Genomic DNA, 22,119 nt, shown 5'->3' on the forward strand with positions numbered 1-22,119 from the left:
TTCATTTGTCATACGTTCACCCCCAGTCCTGTAAAAATTACTATCGCAGCTTGAACAAGTGACAGTACTATTGGAACTCCATAGAAGAATGTTACAACATTCTCTATTCTAAAACGAGCCGAAACAGCGTATATCAGTGTGACTAAGGTATAAACAAAAAAGTACTTTATTAAGTATTCAATTAAATTTCCTCCTCCTAAAAACAGGTTCACGAACAAACCAACTTCAACTAGAGTTGCAAACTCGTGCTGCAACATCAACATACCAAAATGTTTTCCACCATACTCAACCATAGGTCCAGAGGCTATTTCTGCTGGTGCGATGGGCGTATCAAATGGTACCTTATTAAGCATACCGAGTAAAGATATAAAAGCTACTATGGCTCCTAAGGGCATAGTAAAAATATGCCATCCAAAAATCCCATTCATTTGTTGTACATGTGCCAATTCACTAAGTGAAGAAGTACCATAAACGTGTATCATACCGAATACAACTATCATAAATGGGACTTCATAAGCAACCATCTGAGTCAACGCCCTCATAATACCTATTCCTGCCCAGGCGTTTCCTGAACCAGAAGCACTCATAGCCATCCCAAGAGAACCTATTGCTAATAAATAGACAACTACAAAGAAATTATCAAGACCATTAAAAGCCACGATATTGCCAAAAGGTAAGAACATAAAAGTGGCTATCGTTCCTCCCAAAGCCATCATCACACCAAAATCATAAATAAAACCATGTGTTATAGATGATTTTGATAAAGCTTTAAAAATATCCATAAAAGTTTGATACCAGGGTGGTCCTACTCTTCTGTGAACTTTAGCGGTAACTTTTCTTTGAATACCATCAAGAGATACCTGCCATAAAAATCCCATGAAAACTATCATCAAGGCTATCAAATAACTCATATTTTATCACCCCAGAAAAAGGCTATTGTTATTATCACAGAAATCCAAAAGACACCTACAGAAGCGTTTGAAGAAAAGAACCAACTTCTGACAAGACGGCCAAATTCGTTTACTCTTAAAGCTATGGCATCATAAAATTTTTCCACTGATGGATGATTCTTATACAATCTTTCAAAAGGAGCGTAATAGTTTTTGGCATAATGATACGATTCAGGATCGTATATAAATTCGCCAGCAGTGTAAGTGTTCATTTGATCAACGGGCTGAGCCTTTTTATGTGTATAAAAAATCAATGCGGCTATAATGAAACCTATTACGAAGACGGCCGTAATCACTAAAGAATCCCACATGCCACTGAAGGAGTATATCTTAGAACCTTCTACACTGATTGGAACAAGATTCAGAGAAGCCTGAATCTTAGAAATAAATCCTAACATGTGAGAAGGAAACACGCCAAAATATATTGTAAGTAAAGACATCACAAGCATTGGAATCTGCATCATAAAGGGAACTTCTTTCACATCGTTGTGTTTAGGTGACAATTGACCTAAAAATACTGTAGCAAGAGGCCTAAATACGTACATGAAAGACCCTATACTTCCAAAAAAGGTGGCAAAAGCTATAAACATAAGTCCTTTGCTCGCTAAACCTTGGAAGATCAACCACTTTGATGCGAATCCACTCGTGGGTGGTATCCCCGCAATGGAAATTATGGCAACTAAATAAGCGGCAAAGGTTACAGGCATTTTCTTTATCAACCCACCCAGTTCACTCATATTAGTTGTACCAGTCCTATAAGCAACCGCTCCAATAGTTAAAAACATAGCGGCTGATGCCATTGCGTGATTGAAAATATGCATCATTCCACCCGCGAATCCTACTTGATCTAAAAGCGAGATACCGATCAATATGTATCCACCATTTGCAACGGTGGAATAAGCTATCAATCTTTTAGCGTCTTCTTGTTTTATTGCCATAAGGGTTCCAACTATAATGCTTATTGCTCCTAAAACCATGATTATATAATTTTCATAAGGAACACCGATTATATGAATATGGGTAGAAAAGATCTGCGAAGTAGGTATAATTGCGCTAACCAACAACGCTATAAATGCCCCCATTTTAACTAATCCTCCCGAAAGAACTGGAGAAAAAGTGTGAGGAGCGTTCCCATGGGCAATGGGGAGCCACGTGTGAAATGGGAAAATTCCGAGTTTTGCTAGTCCTGCAATAATAATTACAAAATAAGCCATCACGGCTGTATTGGGACTGCTAATTAAATTCTGTGAGATACTTTCTATATCAAAAGTTTGATACAATGAGTATAAATACATCACAGCAAAAAACATTGAAAAAGAACCGATCGTACTGATTGCGTAATAAACTACAGAGGCCTTCCTTGATTTACCAAGGGGAATTATGAACAAGGAAGACCAAACTACCATCTCCCAAAATATGAATAACGTAAGAAAATCCTTGGCAAAGAAAACCCCCAACGTAGAAACTACAGAAAACACGTAGAGCATGTTGTATGAAGCAGGATTAACCATTTTTTCTATCCAATATGGATTAAAAAAAGACACAAGAAAATAAGTTAAAACCATTATTATGGAAAAGAACCAACCATAATTAGAACTCACCAATTGCAATGAAAATCCTCCAAAAGACCAAAGGTTAAATACTGTTCCAACATCGTTCATATATCCAAACAAAAAAACTAAAACAAACAATGTTGAAAAAATGGTAAAGTAGCTACCCAACTTTTTGTTTATCTTTGTTAAGAAAAAAGTCAAAATCGATAACAACAAACCTGTAATTAACAGAGAGTTTAACGCCATCTACATCACTCCCACTGACAAATAAGATAAGGATTCCTTCAAAGGTTCAGATACATTCTGTACAAAAACTCCGAGTAATTCTGGGTAGATTCCTCCAATAATGAATAAGAACCCAACAACTACCGATACTACACTTATAACAAATAGCTTGTTCATAGAAAATCTAGTTGTCAACTTTTCAGTTGCCTCCTCGTGTTCTTCACCTGGTACCCATAGTTTAACTAGCATCCTTATATAATAAACACCTTCCAACAAACTTCCCAACAATATTACTAATGGAATAATCCAGTTGGTATTGAAAGCAGTGTTTATAATATTGAATTTCGCATAAAAACCGAAGAACAAAGGAAGACCTATCAAAGACAAAGCAGAAACAGTAAATCCAAAACCTATTAGAGGATACTTTCTAAATATCCCCGCAGCCTGATCAATAGAATCACTTGAATTATTCTCATAAACGTTCGCGGCAGTAGAAAACATAACTATCTTAGCAAAAGCATTGTTTATAATTTGTAAAATTGCTGCGTACCCCCCACCTATTAAAAATAGTCCAGTGATCAATCCTGCCTGTCCAATACTTGAGAAAGTAAGTATCTCTCTCATATTCTTTGTGGCGGTCGCAGAAGCTTCGGCAAATATAAAGGTGATGAAAGTAATCGCGATAAAAATATTAAACAAAGGCCCACTAATGGTAATTAAATTGGAAAAGAACCTTCCAAATACCAAAAAAACTGTTGACGCATAAACAGCAGAAAATAATGGGGCAGTCAAGGTGTTTACATTAGAATAAATACCTCTAACCCAACTATTAAAAGGTATAAGTTTTGCCTCAACCGCTAAACCTGAAAAAATTAAAATGGAAACTATCAGTTGAATATTTGCTGAAAGTTCCGAAAAATGCATGGACAAATCAGACATGTTAAGACTTCCAACAACGGCGTATACAATAATTATTCCAAGTAAATACAAACTAGATCCCACGGAACCTAAAACCAAATAATTAAACGTATGATGGTACTTTCCATGTAACGTTGATATTATATAAGCTGAAATAGTGGCTATTTCAAAGAAAACGTAGAAGTTGAATAAATCATTAGTTAACACCATTCCATTTAGACCGGCTAAAGATATTAACAGAGGCAATGAATATTTTTCAATCTTCTTTATTCCAATCAGAGAGGAAACGAGAAACAAAACATTAATTAATACTATCCCGAATAAAGAATAATTATCCACCAACAAGTTAATACCAAATGGCGGTTGCCAGCCTCCAAGTTCGTAACTTCCTTTTTGTACAAAAAAAGCAAAGATGGTGTTTAAAATCAACCCAAAAAACAAAAGAGATTTTGAAAGGTTTTTAAACATTACCCCAACGAACGCTAGAAGTAGAGGGATAACTATTAAAAGTACTGGATTAATCATCTGAACCACCTCTAATTTCATCTATTTCGATAGAACCTTTTTCAAAGTATACCTTTCTAATAAAAGCCAAGCCTAAAGCGGTAGTCCCAAAACCGATAACAATGGCTGTTAATACCAACGCTTGAGGGAGTGGATCAACATAATTTGAAACAGATTCAAGCGTTATAATTGGTGCGTTACCACCTTTAACGTATCCAATAGATATAATGAATAAATTCAAACCTAATTCTAAAAGGTTCAGTGAAATAAGCATCTTAATCAAATTCTTCGATGAGAGTAAGCCGCAGATTCCAACAAAAAACAGAGCTAAAAATAAATACTGAATCATTCTTCTCCCCCCTGTGTTAAAAAGTTGCCTATAATATTTGACAATTCAGAACCAACCTTTAAACCTATCAAAACGTAGAGTATAGGTGTCAATCCTGCGCTGAAAAGTTGACCAATCTCGCCCGAAGGCAAAAAGTTGTATAAAAATGAATTAAAAGCAAAAAGCCCAATTAACCCTAAGACTATAACCAAAACTCCCGAGGTACCTTCAAGTACATTGAAGGCGTTCATCTTCTCTTTGAATTTATCATCGCTAATGTACATCAATAAAACCGATGAGGCTATCATAGCACCACCAGGGAATCCTCCACCCGGAGTTAAATGACCATGAATGAATATATATATTCCAACGATCAATATAATGCCTGTTATAATTCGAACACCAGCTTTGAGAATGAAATTTGGTTTTACGCGAAATACAATTCTTTCTTTTCCTACATTTAAAAGCAACGCTACCCCCATTGCCGAAATAAAAAGGACTGTTAATTCTCCTAAGGTATCAAATCCTCTGTAATTAACAACTACAGAAGTAACAATATTAGCCGATCCTGTTTCCGGAAAAGGCCTGGTTTCATCTACATTCTTTTCTATATATTTTTGTGAAACGGTGTTATTTAAATCTCTTTCACCATACTTTGGAAAGAAACTTTCTGGATCGTACAATAATGAAAAAATAAAAAAAGCAAGGGCAAGCGTCATTAAAGCTGAGATAAACTTCTTCATTATTTTTCACCACTCTTTTTCATAGTCATCAGAGTAAATACGAAGAGCGAGGTCATCAAACCCGAACCTATAACAGCTTGAGTTATAGCAACATCTGGAGCTTTCATGATTATGAACTCCACTACTGAGAGCAAAGACGTTATAGATAAAAAAACGATGGAATTCAACAACTTTTTCGATTCAATTGCCATCAAAGCGAAGAGAATCATTGTAAAACCAATGATTACAGCTATTATTTCAATCATCTTGGCTCATCTCCTCTTTCTCATACAAACTTTTTAAATCATCTTTTTGTAATTTTGCTATTTTTGCACCATGTAAGTAGGAGGCGCGAGCTAAAACGGAACTTCCAACCGGATTGGTGATGGTCATAAAAACGACTAAGATTAGTGACTTCAAAAACCACGTAGGGTTTAAAAATCCAACTCCTAAAATTAAAGAAAACGCACCTAAAGTAGTGGCTTTCGTACCTGCCTGTATTCTATTGAAAACATCCGGCATTCTGAATATCCCTAAACCTCCCAACAGATAGAAAATTCCTCCAATTATTATTAAAACGTCTCCGATCACCTTCATTTTTTCGCCTCCAAATATCTGGAAAGAACAACCGTTTCCAAAAAGGACAGAACTCCGTAAACTATTGCAATATCCAAATAAATTTCATTTTTAAAAATATGCGACAGCAAAACAATAATTCCTGTGATCATGACGTTCATAGTGTCCAAAGAGACGATTCTATCTGTTACTTCAGGACCAATTATCATTCTCAAGATCGAAAAAAACACACCTATTCCAATGAGGCTAAATACGACAATCTCTATCATTTGTATATCCTCCCCAAAATTTTTTCGAAAGTCCCTGTAACATGCTTTTTGTAATCTTTTTCGTTTTTGCCTTTTATATCTATCCAATGGATGTATAGGTTTTCATCATCAGAATCAATCGCTAGTGTCCCAGGGGTTAAAGTAACGGAATTGGCTAAAGTTAACTTACCAACATCTCCCTTCAAATCAATAGGAATTTTCACAAAACCTGGGTTTAAAGGTATTTTTGGTGTTAAAACCCTCCTTGCAACGTCGATATTTGATAAAAACATTTTGTAGACGAAAACAGGTACGTAAACAACCACAAATAAAGGTAGTTTGTAAACAATGGAAAGATCAAACTCATAATCCACAAGACCTGCAATGACTCCTGCTAAAACAATTGAAACTAAGAACCCTACGATCAATTCAGAAAGGTTAAAAGAAGTCAAAAACAGCCAAATTACTAGAAGAACAACAAAAGTTGAAACAAACTTCTTCACAACAATCCCTCCACTTTATATAGTTTGTGAAAAAAAACTCATACTTGACACAATGTGAATAATATACCCATACATTATACCAGTAAGTGGTATAATGTCAAAATCAAGAAAACACCTTCTAATTGAATATATTCGTTCTTAATTACCTTTAATTACCCCAAATCGCTAATTTTCTACCGTATTTATTTTTTATGGTATAATTGAATATGCAATTTTTTATATCTTCTTTTAAGTATTGATCACCTTCCAGGGGGTACCATTGAAAGGAGGAACTAGATATGCAGAGAAGGATTTTGGGTAAGACACAAGAAGAACTCTCTATCATAGGTTTGGATTTGGAAAAGCTGCTGGTAAGCGAATATAATTATGAAATTAAAAGGTTTTTAGAAAAGTTTATTCTAGGTGGTGTAAATTTCTTTGAAATTTCGCCTACATTGGAACCTAAAGACGAAGCGACTATTTTTCCAATAAATTTGCATAGGGATAAACTTTTTATTGCGGGTAAGTCTTTCTCCAAAAGCAGTGATGAGATACAACTGGACATAAAAGAACTCTTAGCTAAATTCAATCTTCAATATCTAGACTTGATCCAAATTGTTGCAAATACCCAAGAGGATATTCATAGAATTCTAGGTCCTGAAGGCGCGTTAGAGGGATTCTTTGCCGCCAAAAATTTGGGCTTAGTAAAATACATAGGTTTTTCAACAAACAAAGAAAGCATAGCTTTACAACTTTTAGAAAGTTATGATTTTGATTCGATTACCTTTCCCATAGATTGGATGAATTGGTACACTGGTTATGGAAGAAAAGTAATTTCTAAAGCCAAGGAAAAAGGAACTGGCGTAATAAGTAAACAAAATCTTATAAAAAAGATAACGAAGATAAATGCAGAAAAAGGGATATCGGACCTTCTTTATATTCCTTCTGAAAGTTATGAAGAAGTGAAGACAACGATAAGATTTTCTCTTACTAAGCCAATAACCTCTATATTATGCTCTAGCCACATAAACCTTTTAGAATGGTTAATAAAAGCAGCAGACGAATTCACACCACTTGATATTCAAGAAGAAGAAAATTTGCGAAAAAGTTGTGAAGATCTAGGAAAAGTTTTTAACCCTAAAAACATTTGAGGAGAAATTTTATGTATGTATCAGTAATAGGAGGAATAAATACAGATTTCAAAGGATCTTCTTACGAAAAATTATCTCTCAAGACTTCAAACCCTGGACGTATCTTTTATTCTTCAGGAGGTGTAGCTCGGAATGTTGCCCACAATTTATGCAAATTAGAAGTCCCTGTTAATTTATTTGGAGCAGTTGGGAACGATGTATTTGGTGAAATAATTTTAGCCGAATTAGATAATCTAAAGATAAATACTAATTTTATCAAGATTTGTGATAACCGTCGTACGGGTGTTTACCTGGCTATTTTAGACGAAAAAAAAGATATGTTTGTCTCTATATCAGACATGGATATTATTAATGAGATAAATATAAATTATATAAAAAAACACAAAGATACGTTACTCCAATCAAAAATTGTCTTTCTTGAAGCAAATTTAGAACCTCAGACGATAGAATATATACTTAAAATCCTTGAAAACACGAATGTTTACACAGTTTTTAACGCCGTATCAAATCTAAAAGTAAAAAAATTAAAAAATATAACTGGAAAAATAGATTATCTGACCCTAAACTTCTCAGAATTGAAATCCTTAAGAGAACAAGAAAACTTGAATTTTTTTGATTATAAAAGTATACAAAAGACTTTTCCAGAAAAATTCCCCAATATTTTTAATTTAATTGTAACAAACGGGGAAGAGGGGGTTCTCCTTTTAAACAATCGCTTTAAAAGAGCAGATTTCTTTTCTGTAGCTGAAGTCGAAGACTCTGAAATAGTCGATGCCAATGGTGCCGGAGATGCTTTCACTGCTGGATTTATCTACGGCATTTACAAAGATGCTGATATAGAAAAAAGCATTGAATACGGAATAAAAGCCTCTCAAATTACCCTAAAAAGTCCAAAAACAGTTGCAGATGAGTTATCTCCTAAAATTTTTGGGGTGGGGAGCAAAGGTATTGATTTCTCATCCTAATGGGTGGGGGGTGGGAAAAGCAGGGCGTAGCCCTCTCTGCTGGGCTAGGGACCGCAGGTCCCTTTTTTAGAAGGGTGGGAAGCGGGGGAAGGGCGCTAATAAAGATTCTTATTCCTCACGGGCGGGCTGCGGGGTGGAGGGGCGCTATAGAAAGTTTGTAAAACAATAAAAATACAGCTTTTGGAGGAAAACTAATATGAATACAACCCCATATTTAGAAATAAAAGAAGAAGTGTACCAAGCTTTAAAAGAAAATAGACCTATCGTTGCCTTGGAATCAACTATAATTTCTCATGGAATGCCTTATCCACAAAATGTAGAAGTGGCAAAAAATGTAGAAGAAACAATAAGAGAAAGGGGAGCAGTTCCAGCAACTATCGCAATAATAGATGGCAAAATGAAAGTAGGATTATCAAAAGAAGAATTAGAATTCATGGCCACCTCCAAAAATATATTGAAAGCAAGCAGGATGGATCTCCCCGTTATCCTTGCAAAAGGTTTTAACGCCGCTACCACGGTTGCAGCAACTATGATAATAGCTGAACTTGCTGGAATAAAGGTTTTTGTAACAGGAGGAATAGGAGGTGTACATAGAAACGCTCAAGAAACTTTTGATATCTCCGCAGACCTGCAAGAGCTTGCCAAAACCAACGTGGCGGTGATATCTGCTGGACCTAAAGCTATATTAGATCTTCAATTAACCAAAGAATATCTAGAAACTTTCGGTGTCCCAGTGATTGGCTATCAAACAGACGAACTTCCATGCTTTTTTTCGAGGGAAAGTGGGATAAATGTACCTTATAGAGTTGAAACTCCTAAAGAAATCGCATCAATAATGAAGACAAAGTGGGACTTGGGCCTACAAGGGGGCATTTTTATTGCAAATCCTATTCCTAAAGAGTATTCACTGGATTTTGAGGAAATAGATAAAACAATAGAAAACGCAATAGAAGAGGCTAAAAGGCGAAAAATAAAAGGTAAGGAATTAACCCCCTTTCTACTTTCAAAAATAAACGAATTAACAAAAGGGGAAAGTTTAAAAGCAAATATTGAATTAGTCTACAACAATGCCCAACTTGGTGCAGAAATAGCAAAAGAGTTTAACATCCTATCTTAGGGGAAAGGAATGATGTATTTGAAAGAGAAACCCATCAAAAGAGTTGCGGCAATTCACGATCTTTCAGGTTTTGGAAAAGCTTCTTTAACCGTTGTAATTCCTATATTATCTTCTATGGAGATTCAAGTCTGCCCACTTCCCACTGCCATACTATCAACCCATACAGGGGGGTTTGAGGATTACTCTTTTTTGGATCTAACAGACAATATGAAAGATATAATATCGCATTGGAAAAAATTAGACCTGAGTTTTGATGCCATTTATAGTGGTTTTTTAGGTTCAGAAAAACAGATCGATATTGTAATGGAATTTATACAATATTTTTCACAGAAAAATGAAACTCTAGTAGTCGTTGATCCAGTAATGGGGGATGACGGGAGACTTTACGCTACCATTACTGAAGGCATGGTCAAAGATATGAAAAAACTAGTTTCCAAGTCTCATGTAATAACACCAAATTTAACGGAAGCTTGTTTTCTTTTGGATGAAAAGTACGACCAAGATATTAGTGAAGAGATGTTGAAAAGCTGGTTAAAACGTTTGTCAGACATGGGCCCAGAAATCGTTATTATAACAAGTGTTCCTGATGAATCTAAATCAAAAATAGGGGTATTAGCTTATGAAAGGACAAATAATAGGTTTTGGAAAATCACCAATAACTATATAAAAGCCTTATACCCTGGTACAGGGGACTCCTTTGCAAGCGTTATCGTTGGTAGTCTTTTAAACGGAGACAGTGTACCAATGGCAATAGACAGGGCTACTCAATTCGTTTCTACGTGTTTAAAAGCTAGTTATGGTTATAAATATCCCCAAAGGGAAGGCATACTTTTAGAAAAAGTGCTTGATACTTTGAACGCCCCAACACTTTTACAAAGCTATGAGATTTTTTAGAAGAGTTTTTGTTGTATAATATTAGAAAGGAAAAGGTTGGTGCTTAAAAGTCATGAATTTATCTGTGTATTCAGAAATCGGAAAATTAGAAAAAATCCTTCTACATAGACCGGGAAAAGAGTTAGAAAATTTATCTCCTCATTATCTTTCTGATCTGTTATTTGACGATATTCCTTTTTTGTATAAAGCGCAAGAAGAACATGATTACTTTGCAAATGTTTTAAGAGAGAACGGTGTAGAAGTTTTGTATCTTACTGAATTGTTGACGGAAACGCTTAATGATTTGGATTTAAAAGAAAAATTTGTCAAAGAGTTTTTACAATTCTCAGAAATATACAATAGCTTCATTTATGCTCTTTTAAAAGATTATTTGTTTTCCCTAGATACCAAAGAAATGGTGGATACTATAATATCGGGTATACGTTCTGATGAACTAGAAATTAACAGAAACATCTTCTCCTTGAGGGTTAGAAGAGCGGATATAGAGTTACCTTTTTTCCTTCCACCTATGCCGAATCTATATTTTCAAAGGGATCCTGTGGCGATTTTGGGAAAAGGTGCCTGCGTGAACAGAATGAAAACCTCAGCAAGAAGAAGAGAAGTTATGCTTATGGAATATGTCATAAAATACAACACAAAATTTGAAGGCACCCCATTGTATTACGAGAAAGATTACCCTTATCCAATAGAGGGTGGGGATATCTTAGTGTTAAGCGAAAAAGTTTTAGCGGTAGGGATTTCTCAAAGAACCTCACCAGAAGCTGTTGAAATCCTAGCTAAGAAGTTTCTAAAAGAAAATAAAGACACCTTTGAGAAGATAATTGCTTTTATAATACCTGATAATAGGGCTTATATGCATTTAGACACCATATTCACAATGGTTGATTACGATAAATTTCTAGTACATGCAAATTTAAAAGAAGATATAGATACTTTCATTATTACTAAGTCTAAAGAGGGATTTGATTTTTATGAAGAAGAAGAAAGTTTGGAAAACATATTAAAAAAACATCTTAATTTAGATCATGTCGAAATTATTAAATGTGGAAACGCTGATATAATAGCATCACACAGAGAGCAGTGGAATGATGGCTCCAACAGTTTGGCAATAGAACCCGGAAAGGTTATCACCTACGACCGAAATTACATTACCAACAGAGAATTAGAAAAATCGGGGATAGAAGTTTTAACTATACCCTCCAGCGAACTATCTAGAGGAAGGGGAGGCCCTAGGTGCGCTAGTATGCCACTTATAAGGAGGAGATACTCTTGAGAAAAAAAGTTTTGATAATGGGAGCTGCAGGTAGAGATTTTCACAATTTCAACGTTTATTATCGCGATAATCCTGACTACGAAGTTGTTTGCTTCACAGCCACACAGATTCCTGATATCGAAGGAAGGCTTTATCCCAAAGAACTCGCTGGAGAGTTGTATCCCAATGGGATACCCATAGAATCAGAAGCAAACCTAGTCAATCTTATCAAAGAAAACAACATCGACGAAGTTGTGTTATCCTACAGCGATTTGCCGTTTTCGTATGTAATGGAAAAGGCTTCTTTGGTGCTTGCTAGTGGCGCAGATTTTAAACTTCTGGGCCCCAATAATTCTATGTTGAAATCCAAAAAACCTATTATCTCGATTTGTGCCGTTAGAACCGGTTCAGGAAAAAGTCAAACAACGAGGAGAGTTTTGGATATTCTAAAAAATAAAGGTTTAAAAGTAGTTTCAATCAGACATCCAATGCCATATGGGAACCTAGTAAAGCAAAAGGTACAAAGGTTTGCCACTTACGAAGATCTAGATAAACACGAATGTACAATTGAAGAAAGAGAGGAGTATGAACCTCATATAGATAGGAACTCTGTCATCTATGCAGGTGTTGATTATGAAGAGATATTGAGACAGGCGGAAGAAGAAAATCCCGATGTTATATTATGGGATGGTGGAAACAACGATTTTTCATTCTATAAACCCGATTTATCTATCGTTGTAGTCGATCCACACAGAGCCGGTCATGAAGTATCCTATTTCCCTGGAATGACGAATCTTATTATGGCAGATGTTCTAGTTATCAATAAAGAAGAAACAGCAACATTGGAAGGCATTGAAAAAGTAAGAGCAAATATAGAAAAATGGAATCCAAACGCAACAGTGATCGATGCTGCGTCTCCTTTGTTCGTCAAAAATCCTTCTATTATAAGAGGAAAGAGATGCCTTGTTATTGAAGATGGTCCAACCTTAACTCACGGCGAAATGACCTATGGAGCCGGTTTCATAGCTGCCAAAAAGTTTGGAGCTTCTGAAATAATTGACCCAAGACCTTATGCAGTTGGTTCAATAGTAAATACTTATAAGAAATATACTCATCTTGATAAAATACTTCCCGCAATGGGTTATGGAAAAAAACAGATAAAAGAACTGGAAGAAAGCATCAATAAATCCGATGCCGAAGTTGTGGTTATAGGTACACCAATTGATCTAACAAGAATTATGGACATAAAAAAACCTACAGTTAGGGTAACTTACGAGTTGCAAGAAATCGGTAAACCTGATTTAGAAGAAGTTTTAAGTAATTTTTTAGAAAACAAATAAAATTTTTGAGAGATGCTCATTGAGAGCATCTCTCGTTGATGTTTTTTAATTTCTAAATTATCTAAGGAATTCGCATGTTGGAGGTGTGTTTTGTGGCAAATGTGTATGTTGGAGGAAAAAGAAAAAGAGGCAGAGGAATATGGCTTATCTTGATAATAATTATCGCTATAATCGCGGTTTTTTTAGGTTTCATGTTATATAGGTACAACCAGTTCGTCAACAATCCTGTAGCAACATCTAGTAGTGTAACTTATACAGTATCTTATGACGATGGGTTATATTTTGTAAGGGTTCTTAACGACAACAGGAAGATAATGATAGTCAAAATTGAAGATGGAACTACCTTCCCAGAGTCTTATATTACATTATCTTCTGAAAATTTAGACAAAGTTACAAATGATTTTTTAAAGTTGTTTGATCTTAACTCGAATTTCAATTATTATTTTTACCTAAATGATGAAGTTGCCAATGAATTTATAAGTAAATTAGGTGGTAGCAACTTAAAAGGTATTGATGGATTTTTTGAGGCTTTGAAGAATAGTGAGATGAGATTTTGGAAAGTTTTCAGTTTGGGGGAGTACGTAGATATAGTAAAAAATTACAATAGGTCCACAAATTTGGACGAAGAAGGGATTTATGCCCTCATTAATGGCTTTTCAAAGTATTCTATAACCGATTACGAGAATTTAACCGTTCCGCTCCTTTTAAATGAACCTCTTCAAATCAATATATCAAATCAAACAATCGAAAGAAAATACGCCGATGTAGAGGCTTTTGAGAGGATCAAAGAGATCGTGGAGTGATTATTATTTGAAAATACATATTTTAAGAATTTTATCTTTCATCTTTCTGATTTTTTTGGCACTGAGTTTTATAATACCTTTAGGTAAGAACATTCGATTAGATAGATCTTCTATAGAATTTCCTTACTATTTCTTAGTCCTGGGAATGGACGAGAACATCGAAAGTTCAACAAGAACTGATGTCATAATCTTAGGGGGAATCGATAAAGGAAAAATCGTTTTTCTACCCATACCAAGGGATCTTTTGATCAGTATCGATCAAAGTGAAAGAAGAATTAACTCTGTTTATGAAATTTACGGCATAGACAGGCTAAAAGAAGAGGTCGAAAAATTAAGCGGTGTTCAGATTTCAGATTACATAATTTTTGATTATTCTATATTTAAAAGTATTGGTGATTTATTTGCTCCAATAGATATATACATAGAATCAGATATGAGTTACTCAGATTACCATCAAAATTTACACATAGATTTTAAAAAAGGGTATAATAAGTTAAACGGTGAAGAATTGTTATATTATGTAAGGTATAGAGATACATCGGGAGATTTAGGAAGGATGGAACGTCAAAAAAATGCTGTATTGGCTTTATTGGATGAAGTTCAATCTGCTGGAATAAATAAACTCCTTGAAGCTATTAATATAGGTTTATCTGACACGATTAATTCTTTTGAAATCCAAGATCTACTTTTTTTGTATAACCAAGCGAAGGATGCCCAGATGGAATTTATCTCATTCCCCTATCTAATCAAAGATAGCTATGTAGTTGCTGATGAAAGTAAAATACCCCAAATTCAATACAAGTTGAAAACCTTTGAAACATATTCTGACCAAAGCAATGATAAACCAAAAATTCTCATAACCAAAAATTTTTCTAGTAAATTATATAATTTTTATACATATGTTTTTGACGTATGGAAAAAACCGGGGTATCAGATTAAGGTTTTGGATGAAACTTTTGATGGTTTAAGTGACCAATATTCATATGTTTTTTTTAGGAACGTCGAAGAAGAAACTAAGGAAAAGATAAAGGCAGATTTGAAAGAGACGTTCGGAACAAATTTCATCGAAATAGAAGATAAGTACAAATATTTCCAGTTGATAGATTTTATTTCAGAAAATTTGAACGATCCAACGGATTACGATGCTCTGGTGGTTCTCAATGAAAGGTGGTAAAAGAAATAATCCGGTTTTACTTTTGGCTATTTCTTTTTTCACAAGGTCGAAAAAAAACTTTAAATTCTCACTCATCGCTATGATAATAGGGGTATGGGGTATTATAGTAGTTACTTCAATAATAAATGGTTTCGATAGCTTGTTAATAGATTCAATAACTAATTTTTATCCTCATCTAGTTGTTAGAGGAAATTACACTCAAACCTCATCAGAAATAGACGAAATTGTAAATTTCAACATCTCCTCTGTAGCAGTTATAAACCAATCTAAAATTGCCTTCTCTCAACTTATGGAATTGGATGATCTATCAATCTATGAAGGATTTATAAATGAGGAAAAGGGTACCGAAGGCCTTATATTAGGAAATAAATTAGCGAATAATCTCAATGTTGAAATTGGTGATACCATAATAACTGTTAAAACAAGCGGTCTATTGCCGATTTTCCAAGAAAGTACCGTTACAGGAATATTCGATTCTGGGGTATATTCGTATGATTCAACCTTCATATTGTCTCAAAATTCGAATTCAAAAGAGTATACTGGTATTTTTTTAAAAAATCCAAACAAGGCTCAACAATTTAAAGAAAAATATCTTTCTAGTTACTCCGCCCTCACTTGGGAAGAGTCCAACGAAACTTTGGCTAAGGCAGTCCAATTTGATAGCTTGATAGCTTTTATGATAACTTTTTTCATTCTTTTGATTTCTGGATTCAGTATATCAAACTCTGTTTCTTTCTCTATCTTTACCAGAAAAAAAGAGATAGCTATTTTAAGGGCTCTTGGTTTTCAAAGAAGACAAGTAACTACTATTTTTATCTTAGAAACTTTTTTAATATCTCTAGTAGGATTTGTACTTGGAGTTATTGCCGGTGTTTTAACCTGCTGGTTTCTAATTATTTTAAAGATCCCATTACCCGAAGGCCTCTTTTATGTGGAATATTTACCCATTAAGATAACAGCCAGCTCTTTTTTGATAGCCTTTTTAATAAACAGTTTTGTATCCATTTTTTTTAGTTATGTCGCATCAAGGCGAGCAGCGAGCTTCAATATTGTAGAATCTTTAAAAGATGAATAGAAGGGGGAGCTTAATTTGGTGGAAAAAGCATTTGTGATGATAAAACCTAACGCTGTTAAAAGAGGACTAATTGGTGAAATAATCAAAAGATATGAACAAAAAGGCCTAAAAGTAGTTGCTATGAAGATGATAAAGATGAAAAAAGCACAAGCTGAAGAGCTCTACAAAGTACACCAAGGTAAGGATTTTTATCAACCATTGATAGAATTCATACTATCTGGACCTGTGGTTGTTATGATTATAGAAGGCCCAAGGGTTATTGAAGCTGTTAGAAGTATAAACGGTGAAACGGATCCCCTAAAAGCTCAGGCAGGAAGCATTCGTGGAGAATTTGGGATAAGTGTCAGAAAGAACATTGTACATGCCTCAGATTCGATTCAAAGTGCTGAACAAGAGTGGAAAATTTTCTTTGAAGAAAATGAGATTTTTGAATATCTATGCGGGTTTGAAAACGAGTTGTAAACATCAAAGAGGTGAGGTTTATGAGGGTTGTAGGTCTTATTCTTTCTGGATCCACCAAAGATAATTTAGATAAATTAACTTTAAAAAGAACTAGCGCAGCCGTTCCTGTTTTTGGTAAGTACAGAGCAATAGATTTTACGTTAAGCAATATGGTAAATTCTGGCATCACAAACGTAGGAGTATTTACTCAATACAATCCTAGGTCTCTCATGGATCATTTGGGAAGCGGTAAAGAATGGAACTTGGATAGAAAAAGAGGGGGATTATTCATACTTCAGCCATTTATAAGCCCTCAAAGTCATAAAATGTACTATGAAGGAACAGCGGATGCAATATTTCAAAATTTGACCTTTTTGAGAAGATCATACGAAGATTTTGTTTTAATTGGTTCTGGAGATCATATATATAATATTGATTTTAGACCGCTTTTCAAATACCATGTAAAAAACGGCGCAGATATTACGTTGCTAACAAAAACTGTAGAAGAGGGAGTAAATTTTAGCCAATATGGACAAGTCATTACAGACGAAAATAACAGAATCACACAAATCTATGAAAAGGACTCCCAATATCGCTCTGATAAGATTTTTTTGGGTGTTTATTTTATAAACAAAGCGTTTTTGATGGAAATTCTATATGCCAACGTATCAAACGGTAAATTCGATCTATTAAAAGATATAATCATTCCCAATTTATCCAGGATGAGAGTTTTTTCTTACGATTTTGATGGTTATTGGAAAAATATAAAAAAATCTGTGGAAGATTATTATAATATTAATATGGATATTCTAAAAGAAGAGGTCAGAAATGAATTGTTCTATTCACCAGAAAGAAAAATATATACTAAGCTCAAAGATTCGGCCCCACCGAAGATTAACGTTAACGCCGAAGTCTCCAATTCATTTATATCTGATGGTTGTATAATAAATGGAGTTGTTAGAAATTCTGTCCTTTCTAGGGATGTGTACGTTGGAGCGGGTTCAGTAATAGAAAATTGTATAGTACTTCAAGGAAGTTATTTAGAGGAAGGAAGTGTAATTAGAAAGACAATAATTGATAAAAACGTAAGGATAAGATCAGGGAGAAAGTTAGAAGGCATAGGTAACGAGATCAACGTTATAGAAAAAGGGGCTGTTCTATAAAGGAGGCATTGAAATGCGTGTTTTAGCTATCATTTTAGCTGGAGGTCAAGGAACAAGACTTGGGGTAATTACAAACAATTTAGCAAAGCCCGCCGTACCCTTCGGTGGAAAATATCGTATGATCGATTTCACTTTAAGTAATTGCGTTAATTCAAATATAAATACAGTAGGTGTTGTCACTCAATATATGCCACATAGGCTAGTAGAACATTTGGGGATAGGAAAACCCTGGGACTTGGACATAAAAGGCGGAGGTTTACATATTTTGCCCCCTTATCTAAGCAGATCAGGAACTTCTTGGTACCAAGGAACAGCCGATGCGGTTTATCAAAACATAGAATTCATAGAAAGGTATAAACCTGATTTTGTGTTACTGTTGTCAGGGGATCATGTATATAAAATGGATTACAACGATATAATAGATTATCATATAGAAAAAGATGCCGATGGTACTATAGCCTGTATGGAAGTACCAGTGAGCGAAGCACATAGATTTGGTATAATGGTCACTGACCCTTTCGATAGAATAATCGAATTTCAAGAAAAGCCCAAAGAACCAAGAGGAACCTTGGCTTCTTTGGGTATATATGTATTCAAATGGAATTTTCTAAAAGATGCTCTAATAAGAGATGCCAAAGATAATACTTCTGAACATGATTTTGGAAAAAATATTATTCCCAAATCGCTAGTAGAAAATTCTCAACTGTATGCTTTCAACTTTGAAGGGTATTGGAGAGACGTTGGAACTTTAGAATCTTATCTTGACTGTAATCTTGAGATAATTTCTCCCTTGCCTCCGTTAGACCTTCATGATGAAAATTGGAAAATATACACTCAATCGGAAGAGTTACCACCTGCTTTCATTGCAAAGGGATCTAGTGTAATAAAAAGCTTTGTTAGTGAAGGATCAGAAATATATGGTACAGTTGAAAATTCAGTAATTTTCCAGGGGGTAACCGTTTCAGAGGGAACTTATGTAAAAGATTCCATAATAATGAATAACGTATTTATCGGCAAAAATTCGTATATAGAAAAAACAATTATTGCTGAAAACACTATTATCGGTGATTCGGTTGAGATAGGAAAAGGCAAATTTTCAGAATCAAAAGTCGATAAAAAGATCTATAATTCAGATATAACTGTAATAGGCTTCAACTCGAAGATAAAAGACAAGATGATAATAGGGAAAAATTGTGTAATAGACAACGAGATAGATTTAAATGATTATGATGTGGAAGAAATAAAAAGTGGGGAAGGAATATCAAAGTGAACAAAAAATTTTTAGAAAAAACGTATATTCAAGAAAAGGGGAAAAAATATGGACTTTTATGCATTAAAATTTTTAGCAACCTCAAATTTAACTGGTGAAACGTATGTGGGATATATGTTTGGTAAAAAGGCTCAAACCCCCTATTTTAATGTTCTTTTGTTGAGTAGGGCTCAACTTAGAGAAATAGATCTTCCTGATATAACAAAAGATTATCTCGATTTTAAATCAGACATCGATATGCTGTATTATCAATTGTCTAAGGAAAAAAATAATAACCTTTTAACTCAGTTCAAAGCCTACTTCTACAGCATGCTAAAAAAAATGAAATTCGAGGTCACAGGGACAAAAATCTTTATGGCTATAGAAGATGAAGATGTTTATGTTTTAAAATCAATTTTGAGCGATATTTTAAGTGAATGGTCTGGAGATACAAAGATCAAGCTTGTAGCCCAAAAATTTGATTATAAGGATCTAACCTGGATAACAGCCGTTAAAGAAAAAGGTGAAGAAGGTTTAAAAGAATACTTAACTAGAGAAGACGTTAAAAATGCAACCGAAATCTATCCAATAATAGACCCCATAGAAGGTTATTCCGTTTCTAAATTGGATATAGGTGAACCTATAATAGTTTTACCAATTGAAAATAAAAATGAAGGCGAAAAAAAAATGGGAGAAGTAGTCGAGGGAAAAATTATATCTAAAGAGTTGATTCCTTCAAGCGACTATATATTTTTAAAAGTAGATCTAGGGAATGGGGTTTTGGGTAAAGCGGTAGTTCATAGAGAGTTAAAGGTTTCAGTAGACCAAAATCGACTTCAAATTTTAAGAAAGTCTCAAGAAAAAACTGAACACGAAAACGAAACAAAAACTATCGGAGATTTATACGTCCAAATGAAAAATGATAAAAGTATACCTATTGATAAAAAAATAGGTTCATTAGATGTACTGATAATAGCTGGTTTCTCAATAATAGGTATACTTTTGATAATTTTAATTATTATACTTCTGGGGTCGTTCTAATTTGAAAGTAGTGTTGACTTTTGTTATTATGATCCCAACGTTGATCTTTTCTGTGCTTTCATATGAATATGCCTATCGGATCCTTGAATACAGAAATTTGAAAGAAAAGGAAATCACAGAAGCCTTTGAATTAATAAATGAAGTGGAAGAAATCTTTGCGTTAACGCCTCAAGAGTTTTTGAATAGTTATGAAATTAAACAAACAATATCGACAACAACGAAAGAAGCGACTATTCATGTTTTTGAATATAAGGGATATGACTTCGTATACATCGAAAATACACGCTAAGTAACAAATATATCGAAACAATAGGTGAATGGAGGAATATTTAAATTGCGTTTATCCTATGCTACAGCTGTAGAACTCGGTTTAAAAAAAGGAAAAATTGACTTCCCAAACTACACAGCTTATCTCATGATCGGGGAAAAGTGCCTTTTCAACTGTGCTTATTGTGCACAAGCTAGGAAGGCTGAAAGTAACGCAGATCTATTATCAAGAATCAAATGGCCTGAAATATCTCTAGAAACTTTTAAAAGTATCTTCATCCCAACAAAATTCAAACGTCTTTGTGTACAAGTTGTTTCTTCTTTAGATTACTGGAACGAATTAAACGAATTATTATCTTTATTGAAAGAAACAGAAATACCTATCTCTGTTTCTATAAGGCCAAGAAATATTGAAGAAGTTAGAACCTTGTTTAAAAAGTACAACGTTGATAGGGTTGGAATGGCTATAGATGTAGCAAACAAAGAACTTTTCTCAAAAATCAGGGGCGGTAGATACGAAGTCTATGAAAATATGCTCATAAACGCTTCAAATGATTTCCCCAACAGAATTACAACACATATAATCGTTGGATTGGGAGAAACAGACGAAAATATTATAGAGTTTTTATTAAAAATGAAAAAGTTTAAGATATTGGTAAGTTTATTTTCTTTTACCCCCATAAAGGGGACAAGGTTTGAAAACCTTTTACCACCTTCTTTATCTAGGTACAGAAAAATCCAGATCGCTAGAGAAATCATCTTACAACACGATGTAGAAAAAACCGATTTTCTCTTTGATTCAAATGGTAACCTTGAAAAATTGCCAGAAGCGGAGATAGATATGGAAGAAGCTAAAAAAACCTCGGGATGTCCATGGTGCACCCGTCCTTTTTACAATGAAAAACCAACAAAAGAACCATATAACATCCCCATACCTCGACACATCAATCTCTAAAGTTTCTCTTTTGCGATTTGTCTCCTTACTTCTACTATTTTTTCAACCTCATCGGTAATTATACCATCGTACAAACCCTTGAATGTGTGCAAATATTTAGGATCGTTGACCGTCCACAAAAATATCTTCAAACCCTTTTCTTTCCATTTATGCAAGAGCTCTTTAGAAAGTTCTATATTATCTTTTAAAGCATCTATCCAAAGATTCAAAGAATAAAGATCAATCTCGTTATTCAATTCATCTACGTATTTTAAAGTATCATATTCACTGAGTAATCCAACTTTTGCACTTTTATCTAAACTTCTGACCTTTCTCAAAGCGTCAATTTTGAAAGAAGAAAATAGGGTTCTATCAACTGCCTTCATTCTTTTAGTTATTTCGTAGGAAGGAACAGCCGCTTCAACCTCTTTGATTTCTAAATTAAGAATAGCTCGCTCATCTAAATTAGAGATAACTTCTTCGACCGTTAGAACGGTTTCTCCATTTTTAAAATGTATCTGTTTTAACTCCTCGTAAGTTAATTCCTTCAACTTTTTGTTGTTAATACTATCGTCATGAAGAACAACCAACGTTCCATCTTTAGTTAATCTCGAGTCATATTCAACACCATCGGCACCATATTCTCTGGCTTTTTTAAAAGCTTCGATCGTATTTTCGACAAATTTTGCCCTGTAACCCCTATGCCCTAAAATTACAAATTCATTCATAATTTTTTAATCATCCTCC

25 protein-coding genes are annotated in these 22,119 nt (G+C 34.4%); 15 read left to right on the forward strand and 10 right to left on the reverse strand.

What is annotated here, in order from left to right; genetic code table 11:
- Positions 1–8 precede the first annotated feature (8 nt).
- Genes X925_RS06175 through X925_RS06215 form a run of 9 tightly spaced genes read right to left on the reverse strand, consistent with a single transcriptional unit; the run spans position 9 to position 6,527 of the window.
- Positions 9–911, reverse strand: a complete 903-nt coding sequence (locus tag X925_RS06175; protein WP_103064907.1) for a respiratory chain complex I subunit 1 family protein — start codon at positions 909–911, stop codon at positions 9–11.
- Positions 908–2,749: a proton-conducting transporter membrane subunit gene (locus tag X925_RS06180; RefSeq protein WP_121514942.1), complete on the reverse strand. Its 1,842-nt coding sequence runs from the start codon at positions 2,747–2,749 to the stop codon at positions 908–910. The genes X925_RS06175 and X925_RS06180 overlap by 4 nt, the downstream gene beginning before the upstream one ends.
- Positions 2,750–4,171, reverse strand: coding sequence for a complex I subunit 5 family protein (locus X925_RS06185; RefSeq protein WP_121959449.1), 1,422 nt, complete (start codon positions 4,169–4,171; stop codon positions 2,750–2,752). It abuts the gene before it with no gap.
- Positions 4,164–4,499, reverse strand: coding sequence for a sodium:proton antiporter (locus tag X925_RS06190; RefSeq protein WP_121959450.1), 336 nt, complete (start codon positions 4,497–4,499; stop codon positions 4,164–4,166). Before X925_RS06190 ends, X925_RS06185 begins: the two co-directional genes overlap by 8 nt.
- A complete protein-coding gene (locus X925_RS06195) occupies positions 4,496–5,221 on the reverse strand; it encodes a Na(+)/H(+) antiporter subunit B (RefSeq protein ID WP_121959451.1) in 726 nt (241 codons plus the stop codon). Before X925_RS06195 ends, X925_RS06190 begins: the two co-directional genes overlap by 4 nt.
- On the reverse strand, positions 5,221–5,466 hold the full coding sequence (locus tag X925_RS06200) for a hydrogenase subunit MbhD domain-containing protein (protein ID WP_012208720.1): 246 nt from the start codon (positions 5,464–5,466) through the stop codon (positions 5,221–5,223). Before X925_RS06200 ends, X925_RS06195 begins: the two co-directional genes overlap by 1 nt.
- Complete coding sequence (mnhG, locus tag X925_RS06205; RefSeq protein ID WP_012208721.1) at positions 5,459–5,797, reverse strand: monovalent cation/H(+) antiporter subunit G; 339 nt, start codon at positions 5,795–5,797, stop codon at positions 5,459–5,461. Before mnhG ends, X925_RS06200 begins: the two co-directional genes overlap by 8 nt.
- On the reverse strand, positions 5,794–6,045 hold the full coding sequence (locus X925_RS06210; protein WP_041534061.1) for a monovalent cation/H+ antiporter complex subunit F: 252 nt from the start codon (positions 6,043–6,045) through the stop codon (positions 5,794–5,796). Before X925_RS06210 ends, mnhG begins: the two co-directional genes overlap by 4 nt.
- Positions 6,042–6,527 carry a Na+/H+ antiporter subunit E gene (locus X925_RS06215; protein WP_103898548.1) on the reverse strand — a complete coding sequence of 162 codons (486 nt, stop codon included), beginning with the start codon at positions 6,525–6,527 and terminating at the stop codon, positions 6,042–6,044. Before X925_RS06215 ends, X925_RS06210 begins: the two co-directional genes overlap by 4 nt.
- A 278-nt stretch (positions 6,528–6,805) precedes the next feature.
- Between X925_RS06215 and X925_RS06220 the strand changes: the two genes are divergently transcribed.
- From X925_RS06220 to X925_RS06290, 15 genes are all read left to right on the forward strand, one after another.
- Positions 6,806–7,657 (forward strand): aldo/keto reductase, encoded by an 852-nt coding sequence (locus X925_RS06220; RefSeq protein ID WP_012208724.1) that lies wholly within the window; start codon positions 6,806–6,808, stop codon positions 7,655–7,657.
- 11 nt (positions 7,658–7,668) lie between these two features.
- A complete protein-coding gene (locus X925_RS06225; RefSeq protein WP_121959452.1) occupies positions 7,669–8,622 on the forward strand; it encodes a carbohydrate kinase family protein in 954 nt (317 codons plus the stop codon).
- A 196-nt stretch (positions 8,623–8,818) separates the two neighbouring features.
- Complete coding sequence (locus X925_RS06230; protein ID WP_103898551.1) at positions 8,819–9,739, forward strand: pseudouridine-5'-phosphate glycosidase; 921 nt, start codon at positions 8,819–8,821, stop codon at positions 9,737–9,739.
- 12 nt (positions 9,740–9,751) lie between these two features.
- Positions 9,752–10,633: a pyridoxamine kinase gene (locus X925_RS06235; protein ID WP_103898552.1), complete on the forward strand. Its 882-nt coding sequence runs from the start codon at positions 9,752–9,754 to the stop codon at positions 10,631–10,633.
- 52 nt (positions 10,634–10,685) lie between these two features.
- Positions 10,686–11,906, forward strand: a complete 1,221-nt coding sequence (locus X925_RS06240; RefSeq protein ID WP_012208728.1) for an arginine deiminase — start codon at positions 10,686–10,688, stop codon at positions 11,904–11,906.
- Between the two features lie 17 nt (positions 11,907–11,923).
- The gene (locus tag X925_RS06245) at positions 11,924–13,225 is read left to right on the forward strand and encodes a cyclic 2,3-diphosphoglycerate synthase (protein WP_103064978.1); all 1,302 of its coding nucleotides are present in this window, start codon (positions 11,924–11,926) and stop codon (positions 13,223–13,225) included.
- 92 nt (positions 13,226–13,317) lie between these two features.
- Complete coding sequence (locus X925_RS06250) at positions 13,318–14,028, forward strand: hypothetical protein (protein WP_121959453.1); 711 nt, start codon at positions 13,318–13,320, stop codon at positions 14,026–14,028.
- A 7-nt stretch (positions 14,029–14,035) separates the two neighbouring features.
- Positions 14,036–15,202 (forward strand): LCP family protein, encoded by a 1,167-nt coding sequence (locus tag X925_RS06255; RefSeq protein WP_121959454.1) that lies wholly within the window; start codon positions 14,036–14,038, stop codon positions 15,200–15,202.
- On the forward strand, positions 15,189–16,277 hold the full coding sequence (locus X925_RS06260; RefSeq protein ID WP_158245431.1) for an ABC transporter permease: 1,089 nt from the start codon (positions 15,189–15,191) through the stop codon (positions 16,275–16,277). The genes X925_RS06255 and X925_RS06260 overlap by 14 nt, the downstream gene beginning before the upstream one ends.
- 18 nt (positions 16,278–16,295) lie before the next feature.
- Positions 16,296–16,739, forward strand: a complete 444-nt coding sequence (ndk, locus tag X925_RS06265; protein WP_121515012.1) for a nucleoside-diphosphate kinase — start codon at positions 16,296–16,298, stop codon at positions 16,737–16,739.
- Positions 16,740–16,759: 20 nt separating this feature from the next.
- On the forward strand, positions 16,760–17,881 hold the full coding sequence (glgD, locus tag X925_RS06270; RefSeq protein WP_103064918.1) for a glucose-1-phosphate adenylyltransferase subunit GlgD: 1,122 nt from the start codon (positions 16,760–16,762) through the stop codon (positions 17,879–17,881).
- A gap of 13 nt (positions 17,882–17,894) precedes the next feature.
- Positions 17,895–19,151, forward strand: a complete 1,257-nt coding sequence (locus X925_RS06275; RefSeq protein ID WP_012208735.1) for a glucose-1-phosphate adenylyltransferase — start codon at positions 17,895–17,897, stop codon at positions 19,149–19,151.
- Between the two features lie 48 nt (positions 19,152–19,199).
- Entirely contained in the window at positions 19,200–20,171 is a 972-nt protein-coding gene (locus X925_RS06280) for a DUF4899 domain-containing protein (protein WP_103898555.1), read from the forward strand.
- A 1-nt stretch (position 20,172) separates the two neighbouring features.
- Complete coding sequence (locus X925_RS06285) at positions 20,173–20,460, forward strand: hypothetical protein (protein WP_041534063.1); 288 nt, start codon at positions 20,173–20,175, stop codon at positions 20,458–20,460.
- Positions 20,461–20,505: 45 nt separating this feature from the next.
- Positions 20,506–21,393, forward strand: a complete 888-nt coding sequence (locus tag X925_RS06290) for a radical SAM protein (RefSeq protein WP_103064922.1) — start codon at positions 20,506–20,508, stop codon at positions 21,391–21,393.
- On the opposite strand, the gene X925_RS06295 is transcribed toward X925_RS06290, so the two are convergent.
- The gene (locus X925_RS06295; RefSeq protein WP_121959455.1) at positions 21,390–22,100 is read right to left on the reverse strand and encodes a glycerophosphodiester phosphodiesterase family protein; all 711 of its coding nucleotides are present in this window, start codon (positions 22,098–22,100) and stop codon (positions 21,390–21,392) included. The genes X925_RS06290 and X925_RS06295 overlap by 4 nt on opposite strands.
- Positions 22,101–22,119: the final 19 nt, after the last annotated feature.

Origin of the sequence: Petrotoga sp. 9T1HF07.CasAA.8.2 (assembly GCF_002895585.1) — a bacterium.
In the GTDB taxonomy this organism is placed as follows: Bacteria; Thermotogota; Thermotogae; order Petrotogales; family Petrotogaceae; genus Petrotoga; species Petrotoga mobilis.